The 19768-nt window shown below is 60.8% G+C and carries 12 protein-coding genes, 1 other RNA gene and 1 pseudogene; 9 read left to right on the forward strand and 5 right to left on the reverse strand.

Annotation, left to right across the window (positions count from 1 at the left end):
• Positions 1 to 172 precede the first annotated feature (172 nt).
• Positions 173 to 517, forward strand: a complete 345-nt coding sequence (locus tag ACR52_RS03585; protein ID WP_048720600.1) for a YggL family protein — start codon at positions 173 to 175, stop codon at positions 515 to 517.
• A gap of 37 nt (positions 518 to 554) precedes the next feature.
• Here ACR52_RS03585 and ACR52_RS03590 read toward each other — a convergent pair whose 3' ends face one another.
• On the reverse strand, positions 555 to 1745 hold the full coding sequence (locus tag ACR52_RS03590) for a benzoate/H(+) symporter BenE family transporter (protein WP_048720601.1): 1191 nt from the start codon (positions 1743 to 1745) through the stop codon (positions 555 to 557).
• Positions 1746 to 1990: 245 nt separating this feature from the next.
• On the opposite strand from ACR52_RS03590, the gene ACR52_RS03595 reads away from it, so the two are divergent.
• Complete coding sequence (locus ACR52_RS03595) at positions 1991 to 2755, forward strand: GntR family transcriptional regulator (RefSeq protein ID WP_048720603.1); 765 nt, start codon at positions 1991 to 1993, stop codon at positions 2753 to 2755.
• Positions 2756 to 2905: 150 nt separating this feature from the next.
• On the opposite strand, the gene guaD is transcribed toward ACR52_RS03595, so the two are convergent.
• From guaD to xdhA, 4 genes are all read right to left on the reverse strand, one after another.
• Positions 2906 to 4210: a guanine deaminase gene (gene guaD / locus ACR52_RS03600; RefSeq protein ID WP_048720604.1), complete on the reverse strand. Its 1305-nt coding sequence runs from the start codon at positions 4208 to 4210 to the stop codon at positions 2906 to 2908.
• Between the two features lie 7 nt (positions 4211 to 4217).
• Positions 4218 to 5060: a xanthine dehydrogenase accessory protein XdhC gene (gene xdhC, locus ACR52_RS03605; RefSeq protein ID WP_048720606.1), complete on the reverse strand. Its 843-nt coding sequence runs from the start codon at positions 5058 to 5060 to the stop codon at positions 4218 to 4220.
• A gap of 129 nt (positions 5061 to 5189) precedes the next feature.
• Positions 5190 to 7586, reverse strand: coding sequence for a xanthine dehydrogenase molybdopterin binding subunit (gene xdhB / locus ACR52_RS03610; protein ID WP_048720607.1), 2397 nt, complete (start codon positions 7584 to 7586; stop codon positions 5190 to 5192).
• Positions 7579 to 9027 carry a xanthine dehydrogenase small subunit gene (xdhA, locus tag ACR52_RS03615; RefSeq protein WP_048720609.1) on the reverse strand — a complete coding sequence of 483 codons (1449 nt, stop codon included), beginning with the start codon at positions 9025 to 9027 and terminating at the stop codon, positions 7579 to 7581. Before xdhA ends, xdhB begins: the two co-directional genes overlap by 8 nt.
• Positions 9028 to 9307: 280 nt before the next feature.
• Here xdhA and ACR52_RS03620 point away from each other — a divergent pair, with 280 nt between their 5' ends.
• From ACR52_RS03620 to ACR52_RS03645, 7 genes and pseudogenes are all read left to right on the forward strand, one after another.
• Positions 9308 to 9967 carry a GntR family transcriptional regulator gene (locus ACR52_RS03620; RefSeq protein ID WP_048720610.1) on the forward strand — a complete coding sequence of 220 codons (660 nt, stop codon included), beginning with the start codon at positions 9308 to 9310 and terminating at the stop codon, positions 9965 to 9967.
• A gap of 2 nt (positions 9968 to 9969) precedes the next feature.
• On the forward strand, positions 9970 to 13458 hold the full coding sequence (gene smc, locus ACR52_RS03625) for a chromosome segregation protein SMC (RefSeq protein ID WP_048720612.1): 3489 nt from the start codon (positions 9970 to 9972) through the stop codon (positions 13456 to 13458).
• 305 nt (positions 13459 to 13763) lie between these two features.
• Positions 13764 to 14627: a cell division protein ZipA gene (gene zipA, locus ACR52_RS03630; RefSeq protein WP_048720614.1), complete on the forward strand. Its 864-nt coding sequence runs from the start codon at positions 13764 to 13766 to the stop codon at positions 14625 to 14627.
• A gap of 87 nt (positions 14628 to 14714) precedes the next feature.
• Positions 14715 to 17072, forward strand: coding sequence for an NAD-dependent DNA ligase LigA (gene ligA, locus ACR52_RS03635; RefSeq protein WP_048720616.1), 2358 nt, complete (start codon positions 14715 to 14717; stop codon positions 17070 to 17072).
• Positions 17073 to 17238: 166 nt separating this feature from the next.
• Positions 17239 to 18402, forward strand: coding sequence for a zinc-binding metallopeptidase family protein (locus tag ACR52_RS03640; RefSeq protein ID WP_048720618.1), 1164 nt, complete (start codon positions 17239 to 17241; stop codon positions 18400 to 18402).
• 243 nt (positions 18403 to 18645) lie between these two features.
• An RNA gene (ffs, locus tag ACR52_RS29080) (signal recognition particle sRNA small type) lies at positions 18646 to 18742 on the forward strand.
• 608 nt (positions 18743 to 19350) lie between these two features.
• A pseudogene (locus tag ACR52_RS03645) lies at positions 19351 to 19749 on the forward strand (hypothetical protein); the annotation flags it as partial.
• Between the last annotated feature and the right edge of the window lie 19 nt (positions 19750 to 19768).

The following is a 19768-nucleotide window of genomic DNA, read 5'->3' on the forward strand; positions in this document are numbered from 1 at the left end:
ATGGTCATGAAAGTGTCGGCATTATGCCCCAAGGTGGCTCCACGTGTAGCTGAACGATAGCTGGAAATTGGCGTTTTTTTGCAGGCAACTTGCCGCCTGTCCCAGAGAGTCGGGCAATCGCGTGCTTAAACTGCTAAAGTGCCGCCCGATATTACTTATGAGGATTGTTCCAATGGCGACTAACCGTTCCCAGCGTCTGCGCAAAAAACTGTGCGTTGATGAATTTCAAGAGCTGGGTTTCGAACTGAACCTGGACTTCAATGAAGGCCTGAGTGAAAAGGCTATCGACGCTTTCCTCGAAGCGTTCATTAAAGAAGCCATGGAAGCCAATGGTCTGGGCTATGTCGGCGGCGATGACTACGGTCTGGTTTGCTTGCAGAAGCGCGGCTCGGTATCCGAAGAGCAGCGTGCTGCTGTTGAAGCCTGGCTGAAAACCCGTTCCGAGCTGACCAAGGCTGAAGTCAGCCCGCTGCTGGACGTTTGGTATCCGGAAAAGCCGATCAACGCGGCTAAGTGATACTGAAAAAAACGGCGACCCTCGGGTCGCCGTTTTTTTATGCGTTGCGCCAGTTCAGGATCAGCAGCGTCAACACCCCCGCCACAATCCCCCAGAACGCCGACCCGATGGAGAACAACGTCAACCCCGACGCTGTGACCATAAAGGTGATCAGCGCCGCTTCCCGTTCCTTCGGCTCATTCATGGCGATGCTCAGGCCATTGATGATCGAGCCAAACAACGCCAACGCCGCAATCGACAGCACCAGTTCCTTGGGCAAGGCTGCGAACAGTGCCGCCAAGGTCGCGCCGAACACCCCGGCAATCCCGTAGAACACACCGCACCACACAGCCGCCGTATAGCGCTTGTTACGGTCTTCGTGGGCATGCGGCCCGGTGCAGATTGCTGCACTGATCGCCGCCAGATTGATGCCGTGGGAGCCGAACGGCGCCAGCACCAGGGATGCCAGGCCGGTCGCGGTGATCAGCGGCGAAGCGGGCACGTTGTAGCCGTCGGCGCGCAGCACGGCGACGCCGGGCATATTCTGCGAGGTCATTGCCACCACGAACAGCGGGATGCCGATGCTGATGGTCGCGGCCAATGAGAAGTGCGGGGTGGTCCACACTGGCGTGGCCACTTCCAGGTGAAAGCCGCTGAAATCCAGCAGCCCCATCAGCCCCGACAGCAGGGTGCCGATCACCAGCGCGGCCAGTACCGCATAACGCGGCGACAGGCGCTTGATGATCAGGTAAGTGAAAAACATCCCCAGTACCAGGCTGGTGCGATGCTGCGCGGCGACGAAGATCTCGCTGCCGATCTTGAACAGAATCCCCGCCAGCAATGCTGCGGCCAGCGACGCGGGAATGCGCTTGACCAGCCTTTCAAAGCTGCCGGTCATCCCGCAGATCGTCACCAGCACCGCACAGGTGATGTAGGCGCCAATCGCTTCGCCATAACTCACGCCGCCCAGGCTTGTGATCAACAGCGCAGCGCCCGGGGTCGACCAGGCAATGGTGATCGGCGTGCGATAGCGCAAGGACAGGCCGATGCTGCACACCGCCATGCCGATGGAAATAGCCCAGATCCAGGATGAAATCTGCGCCGTGGTCAAGCCCGCAGCCTGGCCGGCCTGGAACATCAGCACCAGGGAGCTGGTGTAGCCGGTCATCATGGCGATGAAGCCGGCGACGACGGCTGACGCAGAGGTGTCGGCCAACGGGCGCAAGCGCGCTTGGGTGGCGTCGGTCATGGGGAGGTGTTCCTTTTACCTGGGTGTTTGCCGGTGAAGGCGCGGATTCAAGCCTAAACTCAAACGTAACGACTCATTGCAATACAGCCGGGGCCGTAAACAGCCGTACAGTGTGTTGGCGCATTGGGTTGTGTACAATGTGCCCTGTTTTTAGGTGATACTTGCCAGCGACCCGCTGTTGCCGTATTACCGTAAAGTTGCCGTATTACCGTTAATTCGCCGCCGTTCTCCAAACCCGAGTGCCCATGAACGAACAGTTGCAACCTCTCAAGAAACAACCGCGAGCCGGCAAGGTCGGTCGCAGCGGAACCCAGGACGATATCGTCTATGCGCATATCTTCGAGGCGATCCTCGAACAACGCCTGGCGCCCGGTACCAAATTGAGTGAAGAGGCACTGGGCGAAATCTTCGGCGTCAGCCGCACCATCATTCGCCGCGCGCTGTCGCGCCTGGCCCATGAAGGCGTGGTGCTGCTGCGGCCCAATCGCGGTGCGGTTGTCGCCAGCCCAAGCGTTGAAGAAGCGCGTCAGGTGTTCCTGGCCCGGCGTCTGGTGGAGCGGGCGATTACCGAGTTGGCCGTGCAACATGCCACGGCCGAGCAATTGAGCGAGTTGCGCCAGATGGTCAACGACGAGCGCGACAGCTTTTCGCGGGGTGACCGGGGTGCCGGTATCCGTCTCTCCGGCGAGTTCCACCTGAAGCTGGCCGAAGCGGCGAAAAACGCACCGTTGATCAGCTTCCAGCGCAGCCTGGTGTCCCAGACCTCGTTGATCATCGCCCAGTACGAAAGCGGCAACCGCTCGCATTGTTCCTACGATGAACACACCCAATTGATCGATGCGATCGAAGCACGGGACGCGGCGCTGGCGGTGAACCTGATGATGCATCATATGGATCACATCGACAGCAAGCTCAACCTCGATGAGGAAAGCGCGTCGGATGATTTGCACGCGGTGTTCTCGCACTTGTTGCAGACCAAGAAGCCTGGGCGTTCTTCGGTCAAACTTTGAACCTGATCGTTCCCACGCGCAGCAAAGGAATGCATCCCGTGACGCTCCGCGTCACCATCGCGTAAAACCTGAGCCTTGCGCCAACAGCGGGACGCGGAGCGTCCTGGGTGGCATTCCTTTGCTGCGCGTGGGAACGGTCAGGCTGCTAAATCAGCGCTGGTGCACCAGCTGGCCCGCTGCATACGTCTGCAACACCGTCCGGTCATCACCCAGCGTCATCAATACAAACAACGTCTCGGCAATGTTATTCGCCTGCTTCAAGCGATAGCTGAGCAGCGGCGTAGCGTTGTAATCCAGCACCAAAAAGTCCGCATCCGTGCCCGGCTGCAACGTGCCGATCTTGTCCTCCAAACGCAGTGCCCGAGCGCCGCCAAGGGTGGCCAGGTACAACGATTTGAACGGGCTCAACCGCGCACCCTGCAACTGCATGACCTTGTAGGCTTCGTTCAGGGTCTGCAACAACGAGAAGCTGGTGCCGCCGCCCACGTCGGTGCCCAGGCCCACGTTCAACTTGTGCTTCTCGGCCATCGGCAGGTTGAACAGCCCGCTGCCGAGGAACAGGTTCGACGTCGGGCAGAACGCCACCGCCGAGCCCGTCTCCGCCAACCGCGCGCACTCGTCATCACACAGGTGCACACCGTGGGCAAATACCGAGCGTTCGCCCAGCAGCTTGTAGTGGTCGTACACATCCAGGTAGCCGCTGCGCTCCGGGAACAACGCCTTCACCCATTCGACTTCCTGCTTGTTTTCACTGATGTGCGTCTGCATGTACAGGTCCGGGTATTCGCCCAGCAGTTGCCCGGCCAACGTCAATTGCTCCGGTGTGCTGGTCGGGGCGAAACGCGGGGTGACCGCATAGTGCAGGCGGCCTTTACCGTGCCAGCGCTCGATCAGCGCCTTGCTTTCCTGGTAGCCGGATTCGGCTGTGTCGGTGAGGTAGTCCGGCGCGTTGCGGTCCATCATCACTTTGCCTGCGATCATGCGCAGGTCGAGTTTTTCGGCCGCTTCAAAAAACGCAGTCACTGACTGCGGATGCACGCTGCCGAACACCAGCGCGGTGGTGGTGCCGTTGCGCAGCAGTTCCTTGATGAAAATGTCCGCGACTTCCTCGGCGTGGGCCTTTTCGGCGAACTGGCTTTCGCACGGGAAGGTGTAAGTGTTGAGCCAGTCCAGCAACTGCTCGCCATACGCGCCGACCATGCCGGTTTGTGGCAGGTGGATATGGGTGTCGATCAGGCCGGGGGTGATCAACGCGTCCTGGTAATGGGTGACGTCGATATCGGCGGGCAAGGTCGGCAGCAGGTCACTGGCGTGGCCCAGCGCGCTGATCTGGCCGTTGTCGATCACCAGCAGGCCGTCTTCGAAATACTCGTAGGAGGCTTCGATGCCCACTTCAGCGGGGTCGGCGATGCTGTGCAGGATGGCGGCACGGTAGGCTTTGCGAGTCAGAGGCATGATGGTCTCAATTGATAGCTTGGCTGCGGCGTGACACCGGCAGCAGTTTGGCAATGGGTTCGGCGCTCGCGGTGTGCTGGCCGAAATTCGCGTTATAGGTGGCAATGATTTCGCCGGCGATGGAGATGGCGATCTCCACCGGCAACTTGCCCTTCACCTCGGTGAGGCCCATGGGGCAGCGCATACGTTGCAATTGCGCGGTGTCGAAGCCGCGATCACGCAGGCGGTGTTCGAACTTGACGCGTTTGGTTTTCGAGCCGATCAGGCCGAAGTAGGCAAAATCATTGCGCTTGAGCAAGGCGGCGGTCAGTTCCAGGTCCAGCGCGTGATTGTGAGTCATGACGATGCAATAACTGCCCGCGGGCAGGTCGGCAATTTCGTCCACCGGCTCTTCGCTGACGATTTTACGCACGCCCTGGGGGATGTATTCCGGAAACTCCTGCTCGCGCGAATCGATCCAGCGCACCCGGCACGGCAGACTCGCCAGCAACGGCACCAGCGCACGGCCGACATGGCCGGCGCCGAACACCGCGATTTGCGCCTGCACCTGGCCCATGGGTTCGAACAGCAGCACGGTCACGCCACCGCAGCACTGGCCCAGGCTCGCGCCGAGGCTGAAGCGCTCAAGATGGGTATTCTGCTGGCCGCGCACGAGCATGTCCCGGGCGATCTGCATCGCCTTGTATTCCAGGTGCCCGCCGCCGATGGTGTCGAAGGTCTGCGCGGCGCTGATCACCATCTTGGAACCTGCATTGCGCGGCGTGGAGCCGAGTTCCTCAATGATGGTCACCAGTACGCAGGGTTCGTCCTGGTTCTGCAGGTCGGCGAGGGCGCTGATCCAGTTGTTCATAGTCACCTCAACATTACGATCGTTCCCACGCTCTGCGTGGGAATGCATACCGTGACGCTCTGCGTCACAAGAGCGGACGCAGAGCGTCCATGGCGGCATTCCCACGCAGGGCGTGGGAACGATCAGCGATCAGTCGGCAAATTCCGTTTCGCTTTTTACCGCTTTCGCAGCGTTCAACTGCCGCATCTGCTCGCACCCCCACAACACCCGCTCGGGGGTGGCCGGCGCATCGATTTTCGGCTGGTGGCGATAGTCGCCCAGGCTCGCCACGGCATCCTTGATTGCACACCACGAAGCGATGCCAAGCATGAACGGCGGCTCACCCACGGCCTTGGAATGGAACACCGTGTCTTCCGGATTCTTACGGTTTTCCACCAGCTTCACGCGCAGGTCCAGGGGCATGTCGGCCACGGCCGGAATCTTGTAGCTGGCCGGGCCGTTGGTCATCAGCTTGCCCTTGTTGTTCCACACCAGCTCTTCCATGGTCAGCCAGCCCATGCCCTGGATAAAGCCGCCTTCCACCTGCCCAATGTCGATAGCCGGGTTCAGCGAGGCGCCCACGTCGTGGAGGATGTCGGTGCGCAGCATTTTGTATTCGCCGGTGAGGGTGTCGACGATCACTTCGCAACAGGCCGCGCCGAACGCGAAGTAATAGAACGGTCGGCCACGCGACTGGCTGCGGTCGTAGAAGATTTTCGGGGTCTTGTAGAACCCGGTGCTCGACAGCGAGACCTGGGCGAAATAGGCCTGCTGGATCAAGGCTTCAAAGGTCAGGATCTGGTCGCGCACACGCACATGGCCGTTGTGAAATTCGACGTCGGCTTCACTCACGTCATACTTGCGCGCGGCAAATTCCACCAGACGCTGCTTGATGGTTTCGGCGGCGTTCTGCGCGGCCTTGCCGTTCAAGTCGGCCCCGCTGGAAGCGGCGGTTGGCGAGGTGTTGGGCACCTTGTCGGTGTTGGTGGCGGTGATCTGCACGCGGTCGATTTCCACCTGGAACACTTCGGCCACCACTTGCGCGACTTTGGTGTTCAAACCCTGGCCCATCTCGGTGCCGCCGTGGTTCAGGTGGATGCTGCCGTCGGTGTAGATGTGGATCAGCGCACCGGCCTGGTTGAGGAAGCTTGCGGTGAATGAAATACCGAATTTCACCGGGGTCAGCGCCAGGCCTTTTTTCAGGATCGGGCTGTGGGCGTTGTAACGGCGGATCGCTTCGCGGCGCTCGGCGTATTGGCTGCTGGCTTCCAGCTCGGCCGTCATTTCTTCGAGCATGTTGTGCTCGACGGTCTGGTAATAGTGGGTGACGTTGCGTTCGGTCTTGCCGTAGTAGTTGGCCTTGCGCACGGCCAGCGGGTCGAGGGCCAGATGGCGGGCGATGGCGTCCATCACTTCCTCGATGGCGACCATGCCTTGCGGGCCGCCGAAGCCTCGATACGCGGTGTTGGACGCGGTGTTGGTCTTGCAGCGGTGGCCGTTGACGGTGGCGTCGCCGAGGTAATACGCGTTGTCGGAGTGGAACATCGCACGGTCGACAATCGAGTTCGACAGGTCCGGCGAGCAGCCGCAGTTGCCCGCCAGTTCCAGATTAATACCGTGCAGGCGACCGCTGTCGTCGAAGCCCACGTCGTACTCGATATAGAAGGGGTGGCGCTTGCCGGTCATCAGCATGTCTTCGACGCGCGGCAGGCGCATCTTGGTCGGCTGCCCGGTGAGGCGTGCGACCACTGCACACAGGCATGCCGGGCTGGCGGCCTGGGTTTCCTTGCCGCCAAAACCACCGCCCATGCGGCGCATGTCGACGACGATTTTGTTCATCGACACGTCAAGCACTTCGGCCACCAGTTTCTGCACTTCGGTGGGGTTTTGCGTGGAGCAGTAGACGATCATGCCGCCGTCTTCGGTGGGCATCACCGAGGAGATCTGGGTTTCCAGGTAGAAGTGTTCCTGGCCACCGATATGCAGCGTGCCCTGGATACGGTTTTTCGCGGTCGCCAGTGCGCCGGCCGAGTCACCGCGCTGATGGGTGTGGCTGTCGAGCACGAAATGCTTTTTGCGCAAAGCCTCGACCACGTCCAGCACCGGCTCCAGGTCTTCGTATTCGATTACCGCCGCCATCGCCGCTTTACGTGCGGTTTCCAGGTCGCGGGCGGCCACTGCCAGCACCACTTGGCCGACGAATTGTACGGTGTCGATCGCCAGCAACGGGTCGCCGGGCAGTAGCGGGCCGATGTCTTTTAGGCCCGGCACGTCTTCGTGGGTGATGACGATGCGCACGCCGTCGAAGGCGTAGCAGGGCGCGGTGTCGATGCTGAGGATTTTCGCGTGGGCGCGGTCGGACATGCGCGCGTACAGGTGCAATTGGTTGGGGAATTCCAGGCGGTCATCGATGTACTGCGCTTCGCCGGACACGTGCTTGGCGGCGCTGTCGTGCTTGACGCTGCGGCCGACGCCGGAGGTCAGGTCCTGGGCAAACAACTCGGCCAGTTCGGCCTGGGTTTTTACCACGGCGTGATGATTAGACATAAGCGGTCACCCGAGTCTCGATGTGCGGCGTTTGCAGTTCGATGAAGTATTTGCGCAGCAGGTTTTGCGCGCTGAGCAGGCGGTATTCCTTGCTGGCGCGGAAGTCCGACAACGGCGTGAAATCCTCGGCCAGAGCGGCGCAGGCTTTCTCCACAGTGGCGGAACTCCAGGTGGCACCGATCAGTACGGTTTCGCAATTTTTTGCGCGTTTCGGGATGGCGGCCATGCCGCCGAACGCGACGCGGGCATCGCTGATCACACCGTTGTCGATCTTCAGATTGAAGGCGGCGCAGACGGCGGAAATATCATCGTCCAGGCGTTTGGAAACCTTGTACGCGCGAAACAATGCGTGGCCCTTGGGCACGATGATTGTTTCGATAAATTCGCTGTCCTGGCGGGCGGTGACGCGGTAGTCGATGAAGTAGTCTTCCAGTGCCAGGGTGCGACGTGTCGTGCCTTTGCACAGCACGATCTGCGCACCGAGAGCGATCAGCAACGGCGGCGAATCCCCGATCGGCGAGGCGTTGCCGATATTGCCGCCGAGGGTGCCCTGGTTGCGGATTTGCAGCGAGGCGAAGCGGTGCAGCAGTTCGCCGAAGTCCGGGTATTCGTGGTGCAGCGCGGCGTAGCAATCGGAGAGGGGGGTGGCGGCGCCTATTTCCAGGCGGTCGTCGAAGTCTTCGATGCGCTTCATTGCTTCGATATTGCCGACGTAGATCATCACTGGCAGCGTGCGGTGGAACTGGGTGACTTCCAGCGCCAGGTCGGTGCCGCCGGCGAGCAGGCGGGCTTGCGGGTAGGCGTCGTAGAGGTCGGCCAGGTCGGCGACGGTCAGGGGCACCAGGCAGCGCTTGTCGCCGCTGTTGAGTTCACCGGTTTGGGTCGGCGCGATGGCTTTGAGGCGGGCGATGGTTTGGGCCTCACGGCTGTCGAACTGGTCCTGCGGTTTGTTGCAGCAGGCCTGTTCGGCGGCGGCGAGAATCGGGCGATAACCGGTACAGCGGCACAGGTTGCCGGCGAGGGCTTCGTGGGCCTTCTGGCTGTCGGGGCCGTCGCTGTTCTTTTGCAGGGCAAACAGCGACATCACAAAACCGGGGGTGCAAAAGCCGCATTGCGAGCCGTGGCACTCGACCATGGCCTGTTGCACGCTGTGCAGTTGGCCCTGGTGCTTGAGGTCTTCGACGCTGATCAATTGTTTGCCGTGCAATGAAGACACAAAGGTCAGGCACGAATTGAGGCTGCGGTAACGAATCTGCTCCGCGCCGTGGGCGTCGGTGTGCAGCTCGCCGACCACCACGGTGCACGCACCGCAATCGCCGCTGGCGCAGCCTTCCTTGGTACCGGATTTGCCCAGGTGCTCGCGCAAATAGTTGAGCACGGTCAGGTTGGGGTCCAGGTCGTGCTCGCTACGGAGTTCCTGGTTAAGTAAAAACTGGATCACGGAAGGCCTCGCAGACTCATTATTGTTGTTAACCGCTTTGCGCCGAATCTAGTCATGTCTGACTTTTCGGTCAACGATTTTCTGACCAGAAGGTCAAGAAATTGCGATCGCAACACTTTCAATTATGGTCCAGTCTTCTGGAACCGGCGTTTTTGGGGGCTTCTGGGTTTTCAATGCTGCTTATTTCATGCCAAATTCTGAAAGGTGGGCGTAGCGCCATCAGCGGGCCAATGCGCTACACTGCCGCGCTTGTATCGATAGAAGATTTTGAAGGGAAAACATGACGTTCAAGGCGCCGGACAGTCTCGCCGAGCAAATCGCTCATCACCTCGCCGAACGTATCATTCGCGGCGATCTCAAGCCTGGGGAGCGGATCCAGGAACAGAAGGTCACGCTGGCACTTAATGTCAGCCGTGGGTCCGTGCGTGAAGCCTTGCTGATCCTCGAACGTCGCCACCTGATCGCGATCCTCCCGCGCCGTGGCGCCCACGTCACCGAACTCACCGCGCACAAGGTGCAGAGCCTGTGCACATTGATGGGCGAGCTGTACATCCTGCTCGGCAATGCGGTTGCCCAAGGCTGGCAGACCCAGGCCGACATGGCGCCGTTCGTGCAGATCCAGCAGCGCCTGGTAACCAATTTCGAACGCCAGGACATCCGCGCCTTCGTCGAAGAAAGCTTCAATGTGATGCGCGCCGCGTACCCCTTCGCCAACAACCCGTATTTACAGGAAACCGTCGAGAACCTGCAGCCGGCGATGAACCGCGCCTATTACCTGGCACTGGATCAGCGCAAGGCGGAAATGAGCGAGTACCTGGCGCTGTTCGAGCAATTGCTCGCCGCCGTGCTGGCCCGTGACTTGGTGCAGATTCGCCTGGTGTTGTCGGCTTACGGCCAGCGCAGTTGCTCGCTGGTGATCGCTGCGTTGGCGGACGCCTAAGCGTGCGGCTCAAGTGCATCAAACTGGCGGGGTTCAAATCCTTCGTCGACCCGACCACGGTGAACTTCCCCAGTAACATGGCGGCAGTGGTGGGGCCCAATGGCTGCGGCAAGTCGAACATCATCGACGCCGTACGCTGGGTGATGGGCGAGAGCTCGGCAAAAAACCTGCGTGGCGAGTCGATGACCGACGTCATCTTCAACGGCTCCACCAGCCGCAAGCCGGTGAGCCAGGCCAGCATCGAGCTGGTATTCGACAACTCCGACGGCACGCTGGTCGGCGAGTACGCGGCCTACGCGGAAATTTCCATTCGCCGCAAAGTTACGCGCGACAGCCAGAACAGCTACTTCCTCAACGGCACCAAGTGCCGGCGCCGTGACATTACCGATATCTTCCTCGGCACTGGCCTGGGCCCGCGCAGCTACTCGATCATTGAGCAGGGCATGATCTCCAAGCTGATCGAAGCCAAGCCTGAAGACCTGCGTAACTTTATCGAAGAAGCGGCCGGCATCTCCAAGTACAAAGAGCGCCGTCGCGAGACCGAAAACCGCATCCGCCGCACCCATGAAAACCTCGCCCGCCTGACCGACCTGCGCGACGAGCTGGAGCGCCAGTTGGAGCGCCTGCACCGCCAGGCCCAGGCCGCCGAGAAGTATCAGGAATACAAGGGCGAAGAACGCCAACTCAAGGCGCAACTCTCGGCCCTGCGCTGGCAGGCGCTGAACGAGCAGGTGGGCCAGCGCGAAGCGATCATCGGCACCCAGGAAATCAGCTTTGAAGCGCTGGTGGCCGAGCAACGCAATGCCGACGCGAGCATCGAGCGCCTGCGCGACGGTCACCATGACCTGTCCGAGCGCTTCAATCTGGTGCAGGGGCGCTTCTATTCGGTTGGCGGCGATATCGCCCGGGTCGAACAGAGCATCCAGCACGGCCAGCAGCGTCTGCGCCAGTTGCAGGACGACTTGAAAGAAGCCGAGCGTGCGCGCCTGGAGACCGAGTCCCACCTGGGCCATGACCGCACCTTGCTGCTGACCCTCGGCGAGGAACTGGACATGCTCACCCCCGAGCAGGAAGTCACCAGCGCCGCCGCCGAAGAAGCCGCCGCCACCCTCGAAGAATCCGAAACCACCATGCACGGTTGGCAGGAGCAGTGGGACGCCTTCAACCTGCAATCCGCGGAGCCGCGCCGCCAGGCCGAGGTGCAGCAGTCGCGCATCCAGCAGCTGGAAACCAGCATGGAGCGCTTGGCCGAGCGTCAGCGTCGTCTGCAGGAAGAGCGTGTGTTGCTCGCTGCCGACCCGGAAGACGCGGCGATCATGGAACTGAGTGAGAAGCTGGCTGAAAGCGAAATGACGCTGGAAGAACTGGAGGCCAGCGAAGAACAACAAGTGGAGCGCCTGGAGCAATTGCGTCAGCAACTGCAACAGGCGACCCAGGCACAGCAAACGGCCCAGGGTGATTTGCAGCGGCTTAACGGCCGGCTGGCCTCCCTCGAAGCCTTGCAGCAAGCCGCGCTGGACCCTGGCACCGGCACTGCCGAATGGCTGCGTGATCAGCATTTGGCCGAGCGCCCGCGTCTGGCTGAGGGCTTGAAGGTTGAAGCCGGCTGGGAGCTGGCGGTGGAAACCGTGCTAGGTGCCGACCTGCAAGCGGTGCTGGTGGACGATTTTGGCGGTTTTGACCTGGCCGGTTTTTCCCAGGGTGATTTGCGCTTGCTCAGCCCGGCGGCCGATGGCACCCGAGTACCGGGCAGCTTGCTGGACAAGGTCGAGTCGGCGAGTGACCTGTCGCCCTGGCTGGGCCAGGTCAAACCGGTGGATTCTCTGGAGCAGGCCCTGGCCCAGCGCGGTCAACTGGCCGCTGGCGAGAGCCTGATCAGCCGCGACGGCTTTTGGGTCGGCCGACACTTCCTGCGCGTTCGCCGCGCCAGCGAAGCGCAAAGCGGCGTGTTGGCCCGAGGCCAGGAAATCGTCAACCTGAGCGCCGAGCGTGAAGAGCGCGAAGCGACCCTCGAAAGCCTGGAAACCGAACTGCAAACCCTGCGCGCTACCCAGCGCCAGCAAGAGACCGGCCGCGAACACTTGCGCCGCCTGTTGCAGGACGAAGCGCGCCAGCAAGGCGAATTGAAAGCCCAGCTGTCGGCGAGCAAGGCCAAGGCCGAGCAACTGACCCTGCGCCGCACCCGTCTCGACGAGGAAGTGGCGGAGATGGGCGAGCAGCGCGCCCTCGAACACGAACAGATTGGCGAAGCCCGCCTGCAGTTGCAGGAAGCCCTCGACAGCATGGCCCTCGACACCGAGCAGCGCGAACTGCTGCTGGCCCAGCGCGACAGCCTGCGCGAGCGCCTCGACCGTGTACGTCAGGAGGCGCGCCAGCACAAGGATCACGCGCATCAGTTGGCAGTACGCTTGGGTTCACTCAAGGCCCAGCACGATTCCACGCGCCAGGCCCTTGAGCGCCTGGAGATGCAGTCCGAACGCCTGACCGAAAAGCGCGAGCAATTGAGCCTCAACCTGGAGGAGGGCGAAGCCCCACTGGAAGAGTTGCGGCTCAAGCTCGAAGAGTTGCTCGACAAGCGCATGACCGTCGACGAAGAACTCAAGACCGCGCAGATCGCCCTCGAAGACGCCGACCGCGAACTGCGCGACGCCGAAAAACGCCGCACCCAGGCCGAGCAGCAGTCCCAGCTGATCCGCGGCCAACTCGAACAACAGCGCATGGAATGGCAAGCCCTGACCGTGCGCCGCAAAACCCTGCAAGACCAGTTGCTGGAAGATGGCTACGACCTGCACGGCGTGCTCAACACCCTGACCGCCCAGGCCAACGAAAAAGACGCCGAAGAAGAACTCGAACGGATTGCAGCACGCATTCAACGTCTGGGCGCGATCAACCTTGCGGCTATCGACGAATACCAGCAGCAGTCCGAGCGCAAACGTTATCTGGACGCCCAGAACGCCGATTTGGTGGAAGCCCTGGACACCCTCGAAAACGTGATCCGCAAGATCGACAAGGAAACCCGTAACCGCTTCAAAGATACCTTTGATCAGATTAATGGCGGTTTACAGGCCTTATTCCCAAAAGTTTTCGGTGGTGGCAGCGCTTACTTGGAACTGACAGGCGAAGATCTACTCGATACAGGGGTAACGATCATGGCGCGGCCTCCGGGCAAGAAGAACAGCACCATCCATTTGTTGTCCGGTGGCGAAAAGGCCCTGACCGCATTGGCCCTGGTATTTGCCATCTTCAAGTTGAACCCGGCGCCGTTCTGCATGCTCGACGAAGTTGACGCACCGCTGGATGACGCTAACGTTGGACGCTACGCACGACTGGTGAAAGAAATGTCCCAGACCGTGCAGTTCATCTATATCACTCACAACAAGATCGCCATGGAAATGGCTGATCAGCTGATGGGTGTGACGATGCACGAGCCAGGTTGTTCGCGATTAGTGGCGGTGGATGTCGAAGAAGCGATGGCGATGGTGGACGCCTAGCGGCGAGCTGTTAGTTTCAAGCCGCAAGCGGCAAGTGAATTGGCTTGAAGCCTTTAGCTTAGGGCTTGTAGCTCGCAGTTGGTGCCAGCTGTAGGAGATTGCCTATGTTGTCGAAAAGATGGCAAATCGACACAATTTGCGCCAACTGTGTAAAGTTATCGAAGGTCGTGCTAGTTTAATGTCAATTTTCGTATGCGTGGGCAAAACGTCATTCAGAACATAGAGTTGGCGCCACGTTTTAAAGCGGTTTGCACGGTGCTAAACCCCTTATTTTTCAGCATTTTTTATTAGAGGCACGGGATTACATGGAAATCGGTCTGCGCGAGTGGCTGATCGTCATCGGCATTATTGTCATTGCCGGTATTCTTTTTGATGGCTGGCGCCGGATGCGCGGCGGCAAGGGCAAGCTTAAATTCCGTCTGGACCGCAACCTGTCCAACTTGCCTGACGACGACGGCGGCGCCGAGCTGCTGGGGCCGCCACGTGTGCTGGATACGCACAAAGAGCCGCAACTGGACGAGCACGACTTGCCGTCGATGAGCGCGCCGGTGCGTGAAGCCCGTGAACCGTCTTCCAAGCGCGGCAAGCGCGGCGGCGGTGCTGTGGCTGAGCCGCATCAGGGCGACCTGAACCTCGACGTCGATGACGGCCCGAGCTTCAGCAGCCGCGATGACGATTTCCCCGACGAGACCCCGACCAAGAGCGCGCCGCGCCAATCGGTAAATGATCAGCCGGCCGCCGAAGAGGTTTTGGTGATCAGCGTGATTTGCCGCGACGCCGCCGGCTTCAAAGGCCCGGCGCTGCTGCAGAACATCCTGGAAAGCGGCCTGCGGTTTGGCGAGATGGATATTTTCCACCGCCACGAAAGCATGGCCGGTAATGGCGAAGTGCTGTTCTCCATGGCCAACGCGGTCAAGCCGGGCACCTTCGATCTGGACGATATCGACCTGTTCAGCACCCCGGCCGTGAGTTTCTTCCTCGGCCTGCCAGGCCCGCGTCATCCGAAGCAAGCGTTCGACGTGATGGTGGCCGCCGCCCGCAAGCTGTCCCAGGAACTGAACGGCGAGCTCAAGGACGATCAACGCAGCGTCCTGACCGCCCAGACCATCGAACACTACCGTCAGCGCATTGTCGAGTTCGAGCGTCGCGCCCTGACACAGAAACGCTGAGGATTGGCCGCAAGCGTTGTCAGTAGAATAAGCGCACTAACATATTGAGCAGCTTCGGCTGCTCTTTTGCTTTCTGAGAGAACACCCATGACCGCCGCCCACACCCGCATCCTCGAACTGCGCGCTGAACTGGATCAGCACAACTACCGTTACCACGTCCTCGATGAACCGAGCATTCCGGACGCCGAGTACGACCGGTTGTTCCACGAGCTCAAGGCGCTTGAAGCCGAGCATCCGGAGTGGGTCACGCGCGATTCACCGACGCAGCGGGTCGGCAGTGCCGCGTTGTCGGCATTCACCCAGGTCAAGCATGAGATCCCGATGCTCAGCCTGGGCAATGCCTTTGATGAAACCACGATGCTGGAGTTTGATCGCCGGGTCACCGAAGGGCTCGACCTGCCGGTGGGCGATCTGTTTGGTGGCGGCGCAGCGGTGGAATACAGCTGCGAGCCCAAGCTGGACGGCCTGGCGGTGAGCCTTCTGTATCAGGATGGCGAACTGGTGCGCGGTGCGACTCGTGGCGACGGCACCACCGGCGAAGACATCAGCGTCAACGTGCGCACCGTGCGCAATATTCCGTTGAAGCTACAAGGCAGCGGCTGGCCCGCGACCCTCGAAGTGCGTGGCGAAGTGTTCATGTCCAAGGCCGGTTTCGAGCGGTTGAACGCCTCGCAACTGGAGGTCGGTGGCAAGACTTTCGCCAACCCGCGCAACGCCGCCGCCGGCAGCCTGCGCCAGCTGGATTCGAAAATCACCGCCAGCCGCCCGCTCGAATTCTGCTGCTACGGCGTGACCACCGATATCAGCGACACCCACATCGGCAACCTGCAGCAACTCAAGCAATGGGGCATGCCCATCAGCCACGAGCTGAAGCTGGCCAAGGGCATTCAGGATTGCCTGGAGTACTACCGCGATATCGGCGAGCGACGTAACAGCCTGCCGTATGAAATCGACGGCGTGGTGTTCAAGGTCAACAGCATCGCCTCCCAGCGAGAACTGGGCTTCCGCGCCCGAGAACCGCGTTGGGCGATTGCGCATAAATTCCCGGCCATGGAAGAGCTGACCGAGCTGCTTGACGTGGAATTCCAGGTCGGCCGTACCGGCGCCGTCACCCCGGTGGCGCGCTTGAAACCGGTCAAGGTCGCCGGTGTGACCGTATCCAACGCCACCCTGCACAACATGGATGAAGTCGCGCGCCTGGGCTTGATGATCGGTGACACGGTGATTATCCGTCGCGCCGGTGATGTGATCCCGCAGGTCGTGTCGGTCGTGACTGAGCGCCGCCCGGAAAATGCCCGCGCAGTGCAGATCCCCGAGCGTTGCCCGGTGTGTGGCTCCCACGTCGAGCGCACGCAGTTGGTCAAGCGCAGCAAGGGCAAGGAAACCGTCAGCGAAGGCGCGGTGTACCGTTGCGTCGGGCGCCTGGCCTGTGGCGCGCAGCTGAAGCAGGCGATCATCCATTTCGTCTCGCGTCGTGCCATGGACATCGATGGCCTGGGCGACAAGACCATCGAGCAACTGGTGGATGAAAAACTCATCGGCTCGCCAGCCGATCTCTACAAGCTCAAATACGAGCAGATCATCGACCTGGAAGGCTTTGCCGACATTTCCAGCAAGAAGCTGATCACCGCCATCGAGAACAGCAAGACGCCGACCCTGGCGCGCTTTATCTACGCCCTGGGCATTCCCGATGTAGGCGAGGAGACCGCCAAGGTGCTGGCGCGCTCCCTGGCCTCCCTGGAGCGTGTGCAGAAGGCTTTGCCGGAAGTGCTGACGTACTTGCCGGACGTGGGCCTGGAAGTGGCGCACGAGATCCACAGCTTCTTTGAAGACAGCCATAACCAGGACGTGATCGGTGCACTGTTATCGCCGGACGAATGCGGCCTGCAACTGCAGGATCAAGGCGACCTCAGTGCCGAGTTCGCCGCCAGCACTACCCTGGGTGGTTTCCTCGACAAGCTTCACGTCCCGTCCGTGGGCCCGGGCGCCGCGCAGAAACTGGCGGACAAGTTTGGCTCCCTCGATGGCGTGATCAAGGCCGACTGGTTGGATATGCGCCAGGCGTTGCCCGAGAAACAAGCCAAGGCCGTGCGCGACTTCTTCGATAACGCCGACAACGCCAACCGCGCCCTGGCCATCGAGCAGCAGCTCAAGGACTTCGGCATGCACTGGCAGAGCGAGAAGAAGGTGGTTGAAGGGCTGCCGGAAGCGGGGCATACCTGGGTGCTGACCGGCTCCCTGGAACTGATGAGCCGCGACGTGGCCAAGGACAAGCTCGAAAGCCTGGGGGCGAAGGTGGCGGGCTCCGTGTCAGCCAAAACCCACTGTGTAGTGGCTGGGCCAGGCGCGGGTTCAAAGTTGGCCAAAGCCAGCGAACTGGGCTTGAAGGTGCTGGACGAAGAAGCCTTCGTCGCCTTCCTGGCCAAGCACAACATCACTGTCTGATGCGTCGATCGTTCCCACGCTCCGCGTGGGAATGCATCCTGTGACGCTCTGCGTCACGCGTTTAAAAGCGGACGCAGAGCGCCCCGAGCGGCATTCCCACCCAGAGCGTGGGAACGATCTTAAGCGCTAAATGATCTAGTCTTGGTCACCCCAGGGAGAGATCGCCATGTTCCGTTATTTCGAGCAACTCAGTTCGCGCATCGCTGCACCGTTCATGGCCGGATCCTCGCGTAACAGCAAGGTGTGGCAATGCCGCTGCGGGCAATCGCTGTTCTTTCGTAACAGCCAGTGCCTGGCCTGCTCGGCGCTGCTGGGCTATCAACCCCAGCAAAGCCGACTGTCGTCCCTGCAACCCGGCCCCGTGGTCGACACCTGGCTACAGGACGACAACCTCGACGCCGGCGCCTTCCGCCTCTGTGCCAATCTCGACACCCCGGCGGCCTGCAACTGGCTGATTCCGGCCCACAGTACTGCACCGCTGTGCGTTGCCTGTGGCCTCAATCGAACCATTCCCGACCTGTCGATCCCGGAAAACCCCGAACGCTGGCGCAAAGTGGAAACCGCCAAGCGCCGGCTAGTCGCGCAACTGATCAGCCTGGGCCTGCAAGTGGTGCCCAAGAGCGCTGACGAAGACACTGGCCTGGCCTTCGACTTCGTCGGCATCGACCTCGAAGGCAACGCGCCCACCACTGGCCACGCCAACGGTCTGATCACCCTCGACATCAAGGAAGCCGACGACGCCCACCGCGAAAAAGTCCGCGTGCAAATGCGCGAGCCTTATCGCACCTTGCTCGGCCACTTTCGTCATGAGGTCGGCCATTACTACTGGGATCGCCTGATTGCCAACAGCCACTGGCTGCAACCATTTCGCAGCTTGTTCGGCGATGAGCGAGCCAGTTACGCCGACGCTCTCGACCAGCACTACCAGAACGGCCCGCGCCCGGACTGGCAGCAAACCTGCGTCAGTGCCTACGCCACCATGCACCCCTGGGAAGACTGGGCCGAAACCTGGGCGCACTACCTGCATATGATGGACGCCGTCGACACGGCGCTCGGCTTTGGCATGAGCGCTCGCGAGATGGACCTGGACTACCAGCCGTTTCCCTTGAGCACCCTCTACGACCCGGATCACCCCGGCGGCACGGCGTTCCTGTCGTTCGTCAACGCCTGGATCGAACTGGCCGGCATGCTCAACGAACTGTCACGCAGCATGGGCCAGCCGGATTTTTACCCGTTCGTGCTGCCACCGGCGGTGATCGCCAAGCTGCACTTCATTCATCTGGTGATCCAGGAAGAGGGCGGCCGGGCCGACGAAGCCGTGACGCTGTAGGAGCGAGGCGGGCGGCTAGCCCTTGCTCGCGAAGATCGTTAACGATGACGCTGGCATTCTGGATAAGCGCGGTGCGTCTGAAATCATCGCGAGCAAGCTCGCGCCTACTGGGAGCGGCGTGAAACCAGTGGGCAAGTGCTTGAACCATCGAATATTTTTAATCCGGCACCAACGGTTGTAACTTCCGATGAGATCGGTACAATGGCGCGGCTTGCCGAGAGGCGAGCGTCGTTATGGTGACCCCATCGGTCCCCCCGCAACGATTACCCGTGAACCTGGTCAGAGCCGGAAGGCAGCAGCCACAGCGGGAACATTGTGTGCCGGGGTGTGGCTGGTGGGGTTGCCTCCATAACGATCTTCCTGCAAATCCCCCATTCCAAGTTTTGAACGAGCTTTGCTGACAATCACTGTCTGCGAACCGATTTCTGCTGTGCGCTAAACCGCATTACGGGCGGTAAAGGGGAAATGCCTTTATCACCGGCACTATTTCCCGGCCTATCTCTTCTGTGCTTTAGTCGGAGACGAGGCACAGCCGGATAGCAGGACCAGGAGCGACAGGATGAGCAGGGGGGGCTTTCATTTCAATCCTTGAATATTGTTGAGTCCAAGCGTCTTGCGCCACTGACAGTCGCCAAATGCCTTGCCCATTACTCCGTTTAAGTGAAAAGGCTGTGGTTCGTGAGGGCTTTTTCACACCTTTAAAATCCCTTTCTGTACATCCATAAACCGGCTTGTTAGTTTCCGCCGGCCACTTGTTTCGGAATATAACAAGGGTGTCGATTTGATATTGAAGTGCTATCACTTCTTTAACTGACAGGGTTGCCCCGTCTTATCAGTGCTTCAGTAGGCGCTCCGGGTAAAGCCCGCAACTTGCCCGCTGATGTTCAGTGCGTCCAGTATTTGTTCAATCTGATCATTCCCAAGATGGGTTTCCCGCTCGCTGAAAACGGCAAGCCCGAGGCGCTGACCACCTGGCTCGACGACGCCTACCCCGGCAGCGTGGCAGCCTCGTCCGACGGCGTGACCCTGAGCGTGGAGCAGGGCCGTCAGCATCCTGGCTGTGTCAGCGTGTTGATGCCGGAGATCGCCACCGGCCTGGACCTGACTCAGACCGCCAACAAAAAGTGGATCGGCCTGGTGACGGTGTCGGCCGAGAAGGCTTACCTGCTGAAAACGCCAGGCGCAAAGGCCGCCAAGCGTCCGTATATCGTCAAGAATGATGTGGTCGGTGTGTTGGCGTTCAAGGACGGCTGGGCCCAAGTCGAGTTTATCAATGCCGAGGACCGTTCGTTCAGTGGCTGGATCAGCCAAACCCAGTACGCACGGCTGGCCGCGCCGAAGCGCTGATCGCACCGCCTCTCCCACA

The organism is Pseudomonas fildesensis (assembly GCF_001050345.1).
Taxonomy (GTDB): Bacteria; Pseudomonadota; Gammaproteobacteria; order Pseudomonadales; family Pseudomonadaceae; genus Aquipseudomonas; species Aquipseudomonas fildesensis.